General features: G+C 49.4%; 8 protein-coding genes. All 8 read left to right on the plus strand.

All coding sequences use genetic code 11. The annotated features are described in order from the left end of the window. The coding region (gene rodA, locus KDK19_RS14530; RefSeq protein ID WP_257292239.1) for a rod shape-determining protein RodA at nucleotides 1-1,026 on the plus strand (1,026 nt) is incomplete at its 5' end. A gap of 141 nt (nucleotides 1,027-1,167) precedes the next feature. Beyond that, the gene (locus KDK19_RS14535) at nucleotides 1,168-1,521 is read left to right on the plus strand and encodes a hypothetical protein (RefSeq protein WP_257276215.1); all 354 of its coding nucleotides are present in this window, start codon (nucleotides 1,168-1,170) and stop codon (nucleotides 1,519-1,521) included. 78 nt (nucleotides 1,522-1,599) lie between these two features. Continuing rightward, nucleotides 1,600-2,700, plus strand: a complete 1,101-nt coding sequence (gene mltB, locus KDK19_RS14540; protein ID WP_257276214.1) for a lytic murein transglycosylase B — start codon at nucleotides 1,600-1,602, stop codon at nucleotides 2,698-2,700. A gap of 135 nt (nucleotides 2,701-2,835) precedes the next feature. After that, a complete protein-coding gene (locus KDK19_RS24165) occupies nucleotides 2,836-3,660 on the plus strand; it encodes a septal ring lytic transglycosylase RlpA family protein (protein ID WP_306670803.1) in 825 nt (274 codons plus the stop codon). A 172-nt stretch (nucleotides 3,661-3,832) separates the two neighbouring features. Beyond that, the gene (locus KDK19_RS14555; RefSeq protein WP_257276213.1) at nucleotides 3,833-5,050 is read left to right on the plus strand and encodes a D-alanyl-D-alanine carboxypeptidase family protein; all 1,218 of its coding nucleotides are present in this window, start codon (nucleotides 3,833-3,835) and stop codon (nucleotides 5,048-5,050) included. 89 nt (nucleotides 5,051-5,139) lie between these two features. After that, a complete protein-coding gene (locus tag KDK19_RS14560) occupies nucleotides 5,140-5,406 on the plus strand; it encodes a YbeD family protein (protein WP_257276212.1) in 267 nt (88 codons plus the stop codon). Then, on the plus strand, nucleotides 5,406-6,068 hold the full coding sequence (gene lipB, locus KDK19_RS14565; protein ID WP_257276211.1) for a lipoyl(octanoyl) transferase LipB: 663 nt from the start codon (nucleotides 5,406-5,408) through the stop codon (nucleotides 6,066-6,068). Before KDK19_RS14560 ends, lipB begins: the two co-directional genes overlap by 1 nt. A gap of 77 nt (nucleotides 6,069-6,145) precedes the next feature. Then, the coding region (gene lipA, locus KDK19_RS14570) for a lipoyl synthase (RefSeq protein ID WP_257292240.1) at nucleotides 6,146-7,131 on the plus strand (986 nt) is incomplete at its 3' end.

The raw sequence follows: 7,131 nt of genomic DNA on the forward strand, positions 1-7,131 counted from the left end.
GCCGGTCTGTTTATTTTATACAGTGCCAGTGGGCAAGATATGAGCATTGTCATTCGACAAGCCATCTATATGCTCATTGGGTTTGTTGGCATGATTATCATTGCCCAGGTTTCACCTCGACTGCTGATGCGGCTGTCACCGTGGATATATATTGGCGGTGTCGCTCTCCTGATCGCTGTGTTGATCATGGGGATTCACTCCAAGGGGGCACAGCGCTGGATTCAATTACCTTTTATTCGCTTTCAGCCTTCCGAAATCATCAAGCTGGTTATGCCGATTGTATTGGCGACTTATGTTTCAAAGCGACAGCTGCCGCTTTCTTTAAAAAATATTGTCGCTGTAATGATCTTGATTGGTATTCCGGTCGTGCTGATTGCCAGGCAGCCCGACCTGGGGACCTCCCTGCTGATTGGTGCTTCAGGCCTGTTTATACTTCTGCTGGCGGGGTTAAGGAAGCGACTGATTTTTTCTGCGATTATGCTGGCCGTTCCTTCTATCTGGGGTTTTTGGCATTTTGTCATGCTTAACTATCAGAAGCAGCGGGTGCTGACCTTTCTCAATCCCCAGAGTGATCCCTGGGGTGCAGGCTGGAATATTATCCAGTCAAAAATTGCCATTGGATCGGGTGGGCTATATGGGAAAGGCTGGTTGTTGGGAACCCAGTCGCATCTGGACTTTCTGCCGGAGAGTCATACTGACTTTATTATCGCGGTATTGGCGGAAGAGTTTGGCCTGATGGGATGCCTGATTCTACTGGCATTATATGCACTGATTATCGGTCGAGGCCTTTTTATAACACTCAGGGCTCAGACTCTGTTTGGCAGACTGCTGGCAGGTAGTATTACCCTGACGTTTTTCGTCTACATCTTTGTCAATATTGGTATGGTGAGCGGCCTGCTACCTGTGGTCGGGGTGCCTTTGCCTCTGGTGAGTCGGGGAGGAACCTCGCTGGTTACCCTGATGGCAGGGTTTGGTCTGTTGATGTCGATACAGACTCATAAAACATTTCTGGGGCAAAGTCGGTAATCGCAGGGGAAAACCTCTTTTTCATCAGTTTGCTCCTGATCAAATGATTACGCAGGCGACAGCCTCCGTTTAGGCTAAATGTTGCTCGCATGAGCTATACTCACAGGCATTCAGTCAGTCGCTAAACGTTGAGTGTTTGTCATGCAACCTGTTCAGTTTCAGGGCATCCTGCGGGCAGCAACTACCCTGCCCCCCGGTCAGTTCGATGTTCTTCACAAAATGCTCCCCCCAATATCAGTCGTCTGCAAGCAGGAAGACGACAGCGGGTTCCGGCTGCTGGAAAGGTTTAGGTGCAATCTTGACCAACACCCCAATTGTTCATACGTCGTTAAAGCACTGGCGAACTCACGCAGTTTAGGAGCGCCGTATGGGCTTAAACGATATCACAAGATCCGTTCGTTCTCACAAGAGGGCTTTTTTACATCAGGTTTCTCTGCATTGGGCAAAGCAACATTTAACTTAAATAAAGCCGGTACGCTAGTTGTCTCTCCGTGACTGCTGTAAAGTAGACATTATCCCGTATGAAGTTCAATCAGCTAACGGCATTCATCTGAGTAGTAGCAGGGAGGGCATATGGCCTTAAGAAGGGTAAAAGAATTTTTAGGACTGCCGCCATTTCGACTCATGGTTGCAGGTGTATTGTTCAGTGGTTGTCTTTTAGCGGCACCGGCAATGGCTGCTGATTCTAAAAAGGCAGTCGATGATAAGCCTGATTATGCGCTTCAACCAGAAGTAAAGGCGTTTATTGATGACTTGGTCAAGAACGAACAGTTTTCTCGCAAGGAGCTGCAGGACATTCTGGGTAAGGCTAACAAGTCTGACAGAGTACTTGAGTTAATCAGCAGGCCAGCTGAGAAGCGTCTGGAGTGGAAGGACTACCGAAAGATTTTTATGACCCCGGAGCGAGTAGACCTTGGCGTGACCTTCTGGGAGGCGCACCAGAAAACGCTCTCCAAAGTTGAAAAGGAGTATGGTGTCCCTGCGGATGTGATTGTGGCCATTATCGGCGTTGAAACTTACTATGGTCGCCAGACCGGTGGCTTTAAGGTTCTCGATGCGCTGTCTACTCTGAGCTTCGATTATCCTCCGCGCAGCAAGTTTTTCACCCAGCAGCTGAAAGAATTTCTTATTCTGACCCGCGAGCAGGAACTGGATGCTTCAGATCTGACCGGCTCTTATGCTGGCGCCATGGGTATACCCCAGTTTATGCCCTCAAGTTACAGGGCTTACGCGGTAGATTATACCGGTGATGGTCAGTCAAATATCTGGAAGCAGGAAGAAGATGCTATCGCCAGCGTTGCCAATTATCTCCGCGAAAATGGCTGGAGAGCCGGCAAGCCTATTGCCAGCAAGGCGAAGGTTACTGGAAGCCAATATGAGAAAGCGGTGTCTGACTCCGTCAGGCCGAAAAAAACCCTGAAGCAGCTGGAAGGTTCTGGCTGGCGTCCAGAAGCCCCTGTACCAGACACTGCCAAGGCAGCTGCCATCAAGCTTGAAGGTGAAAAGGGGCCGGAGTACTGGCTGGGGATGCATAATTTCTATGTCATTACGACGTACAACCGCAGCAAACTTTATGCAATGGCCGTTTATCAGCTAGCGAGGGATGTAAAAACCGGCTATACAACATCAGTGTCAAAGTCTGGAAGGACATTAGCCGGAAAGCAATCTAAATAGTCTGAGCCTTCTGGTTCATGAACAAAGGCACCGTTTTTATGCTTCGGGCGTAAAAGCGGTTTTCTTTTTTTTTGTCACAGATATTCGTTCAGGCTCTGTAGCCTAAGGCAGAATAACGTTAAAGCGCCATATCCTATGAAATTGATAATCAGAGCAAGATCTATAGCAGGAAGCCTTCTGGGACTGACCTTTCTTCTGTTAAGTGGTTGTGTGACTGTTGAGGACGGGCCTCCCACAGAGAAAAGGGATGTCAGCCAGATCCCTGATGCCATTCCTGTCACCCATGATGGTCAGTTCAAGGATTCTCCCTATGAACTCAATGATGTGACCTATACCCCCATGAAGAGTGCCAAAGGCTATCAGGAAAAAGGCAAGGCCTCATGGTATGGCTCCAAGTTTCATGGCAAGCAGACGGCTAACGGTGAAATTTACGATCTTTATGGTATGACTGCGGCGCACAAGACTTTGCCTCTGCCTTCCTATGTCAAGGTCACCAACAGTCACAATGGCAAGTCGGTTGTACTTCGGGTCAATGATCGTGGGCCTTTCCATGGTGATCGGGTTATTGATCTCTCCTATGCCGCTGCCGTCAAGCTGGGGTTCGCCAAAAAGGGAGTGACTGATGTGCTGATAGAGGGGATAGATGTGAGATCCCTTGCTGCCGCTAAAAGCACTGAAGCAGCTAATGGGGGGGATAATAATCAACTGCTCTTTGTGCAACTGGCAGCGCTAAAAAATTACCACTACGCACAGGTATTGCGTCGGCAGGTGGCTGAAACCATAGGCAGTGATATCAAGGTGGTGAAAGGGGATGAGGAGCCTGATCCCTTTTACCGTGTCAGGATTGGACCGATTCAAACGATCGAGCATCTGGAGGAACTCCTTGATAAGCTCGATGAAGGTGATTTTGACGTGCCATACCTGATTTACGAAGATGCATCTGAGGCCATCAGGGAGTAGTCTGAGTCAGGTTTTTTTAGTCGGTCAGGCCTATGTTCCAACAGGGGGCTGGTAGACTTTAACTGAGCAGACCATGAACACATTACATTCTATTTTCAATGCTTCCCTTAAACTCATTAGTCGGTAACATTATAATGGCCGACAACAGTGAATTTCAGAGCTAATTTCTATAATGATCAAACGATTAAATCCTGTCCGGGCCAGTCATGAGCGATTGAAAAGTGTAGCTGGATGGGTGCTCATGGTGTTTATTCTGGCGACCGGAACCGTTCGGGCTCAGGCTGCTGCCCTGATTCCTGCTGCACCCAAGATCGCTGCTAACAGTTTTGTATTGATGGATGCTGACAGCGGAGAAATTCTGGCCTCCGATAATGCGGATGACACCTCTCACCCCGCCAGCCTGACCAAAATGATGACCGCTTACATCGCCGAGGTTGAGCTGGCTGCTGGCAATATTCATCGCGATGATGAGGTTCTGATCAGCGAAAAAGCCTGGAAAATGGGCGGCTCGACCATGTTTGTAGAGGTGGGTGAGCGGGTTCCGGTGCAGGAACTGTTAAAAGGTATCATTATTGTCTCCGGTAATGATGCCAGTGTCGCGATAGCTGAGCACATTGCCGGCAGTGAAGACGCCTTTGTCCAGCTTATGAACAATACGGCCAAACGACTGGGGATGATTAACTCCCATTTTATGAATGCATCCGGCTGGCCTGCGTCTGATCACTATTCCACTGCGAGGGATCTTGCGATACTGTCTCGTCACATTGTCAAAGATTACCCGGAGTATTATGAGCTTTATGCTCAGAAGTATTACCAATACGGTACCAACAAGAAAACCGGCAAGCCATTGCGTCGTCAGGCAAACAGAAACCGTCTTTTATGGAGTAACCCCAATGTGGACGGTTTAAAAACAGGCCATATTGAAGCCAGTGGATATGGTCTGGCGGCTACTGCAAAACGCGATGGACGTCGTCTGATTACTGTTATCCTGGGTGCCAATGGAGAGAAACAGCGTGCTGCTGAGGCACAGAAACTACTGACCTATGGCTTCCGTTTCTTCGAAAATGTGGATGTCAAAAAAGGTGGCGTAACGCTTGAAACTGTCCCGGTCTGGAAGGGGACACAGGATCAGGTAGACATTGCCATCGATAAGGACTTGATTGTCACAGTTCCCAGGCATACCGGTAAGAAACTGAAAGCGACCATGGATATTGATCCCATTATTGAAGCGCCAGTCGAAGCTGGCCAGCAGCTGGGTACACTGAAAGTGACTATCGATGATGAGATCGTCAAAGAAGTCCCTCTCAGAGCAGAAACTGCGATAGAGCGTGGTGGTTTCTTCAAGCGTCTCTGGGACAGCATCGTGCTGTTCTTTAGGGGGTTGTCCTGAGCGTTCAGTGGCAGTGTCCAGTGAGTGAAATACTAATATCTTCAGGCTTGATGAGTCTGAAGGTATTTCATTTATCAACAGTGTAAAAAATGACCGATCAAGAAGCGCTGAAAATTGAATTTCCCTGCGATTACGAAATCCGTATCGTGGGTAATGCTGCTCCGGATTTTCAGGAAGCTGTCTGCGCTATCGTTAAGCAGCATGCTCCGGATTACGATGGCAACTTCCGGCTGAAAGAGAGCCGTACCGGCAAGTATACTTCTGTCATGGTGACTATTCTCGCCACCGGAGAGCCTCAGCTGAAAGCGATCTTCGAAGACCTTAAAGCTACTGGCCGGGTGCAAATGGTACTTTGATGAAGCTGAATATCCGCTATCTGGGCAGGCAGCCCTACGAGCCCGTGTTCGAGGCTATGAAGGCATTTTCCGAACAGAGAGATGAGCAGACGGTTGATGAGTTCTGGTTTGTTGAGCACGATCCTGTCTTTACTCAGGGGCAGGCCGGCAAACCCGAGCATGTTCTGGCACCCGGAGATATTCCCGTGGTTCAGGTGGATCGCGGAGGTCAGGTTACTTATCACGGTCCGGGTCAGCTGGTGGTCTATCTGCTGATGGATGTTCGCCGCTCAGGCAGTGGTCCCAGAAAAGTGGTGTCAGCTATTGAGAATGCCATCATCAAAGTGCTTGCAAGCTATGGTGTCGAATCCTGCGCCAGACCTGACGCCCCCGGTGTTTATATTGATGGTGCCAAAATTGCGGCCCTGGGGCTGCGATTCAGGCAGATGAGAAGTTATCATGGACTGAGTATCAATCTGGATATGGATCTGGAGCCGTTTACCCGCATCAACCCCTGCGGTTATGAGGGTTTACAGGTCGCCCAGCTCAGGGAGTTTCGAAATCCTGTACAATGGGATGAAGTGAGCAGTCGCTTACTTGAGTGTCTCATGGAGGAACTTGGGTATAATGAGGCGCAAACACTAAAGGAAGAAGCAGAGCTTGATCTGGCTCAAGAGGCCTGAGCAATCTGTCTCCAAATTCAAGTTAGTGAACGAACGGGTTCACAAACGGTACAACTGATCGACATAACTGGGATTCTATGACCGATAGCAACCTGATTCCAACCGTCCAGATTCCGGCTGTTACCATTCAGAGTGGCGAGAAATTTGTCAATGAAAAAGGCATTACCGCCATCAAGAATGGCATCAAGGCCAGCAGTCGCTCCGATGAAGCGGTTCAGCCTTTTATGCGCAAGCCGGATTGGTTGAGAATCAAGCCCAGGTACGGCAGCAAGTTCAAAGAAGTCAAAGAGACTGTTCATGAGCACAAACTGAGTACCGTTTGTGAAGAAGCCATGTGCCCCAACATCAATGAGTGCTGGAGTTCCGGTACCGCCACTATCATGCTGATGGGCGATGTCTGCACCCGTGCCTGTCGCTTCTGTGCGGTGAATACCGGGAACCCCAAAGGCTGGCTGGATAAGGAGGAGCCGGACCACACGGCCAACAGCGTAAAACTGATGAACCTGAAATACCTGGTTCTGACCTCTGTTAACCGTGATGACCTTGAAGATGGCGGTGCCGGTCATTATGCCGCCGTCGTAAAACGGGTGAAGGAAGTCAATCCTGAAACCGACGTTGAAGCGCTGACACCGGATTTTTTGGGTGTATTGGCAGATGTAGAAACTGTGGTTGACAGCGGTATTGCCGTTTTCGCTCAGAACGTTGAAACCGTTAAACGACTGACACATCCTGTTCGTGACCCGCGTGCCAGCTATGAACAGACGCTCGCTGTTCTGGCTCACTCCAAAAAATATCGACCCGACGTACTCACCAAAACCAGCCTGATGCTGGGTCTGGGTGAAACCGAGGACGAAATCATTGAGACTATGAATGATCTCAGGGCCATTGATTGCGATATCCTGACTCTGGGCCAGTATCTGCAACCCACCAAAAACCATTTGCCAATTGAACGTTACGTGACGCCCGAAGAGTTCGAGAAGTATCGTCAGTGGGGCCTGGAAAGAGGTTTTGTTGAAGTCGTGGCCGGTGCCCTGGTGCGCTCAAGTTATCGTGCTGAGCAGGT

This window comes from Endozoicomonas sp. ONNA1, assembly GCF_024606325.1.
GTDB lineage: Bacteria > Pseudomonadota > Gammaproteobacteria > Pseudomonadales > Endozoicomonadaceae > Endozoicomonas_A.

What these genes read in the sequence shown, in the direction of transcription:
- KDK19_RS14535 (WP_257276215.1), top strand. Translation starts at nt 1,168, where the DNA reads ATGCAACCTGTTCAGTTTCAGGGCATCCTGCGGGCAGCAACTACCCTG.
- mltB (WP_257276214.1), top strand. Translation starts at nt 1,600, where the DNA reads ATGGCCTTAAGAAGGGTAAAAGAATTTTTAGGACTGCCGCCATTTCGA.
- KDK19_RS24165 (WP_306670803.1), top strand. Translation starts at nt 2,836, where the DNA reads ATGAAATTGATAATCAGAGCAAGATCTATAGCAGGAAGCCTTCTGGGA.
- KDK19_RS14555 (WP_257276213.1), top strand. Translation starts at nt 3,833, where the DNA reads ATGATCAAACGATTAAATCCTGTCCGGGCCAGTCATGAGCGATTGAAA.
- KDK19_RS14560 (WP_257276212.1), top strand. Translation starts at nt 5,140, where the DNA reads ATGACCGATCAAGAAGCGCTGAAAATTGAATTTCCCTGCGATTACGAA.
- lipB (WP_257276211.1), top strand. Translation starts at nt 5,406, where the DNA reads ATGAAGCTGAATATCCGCTATCTGGGCAGGCAGCCCTACGAGCCCGTG.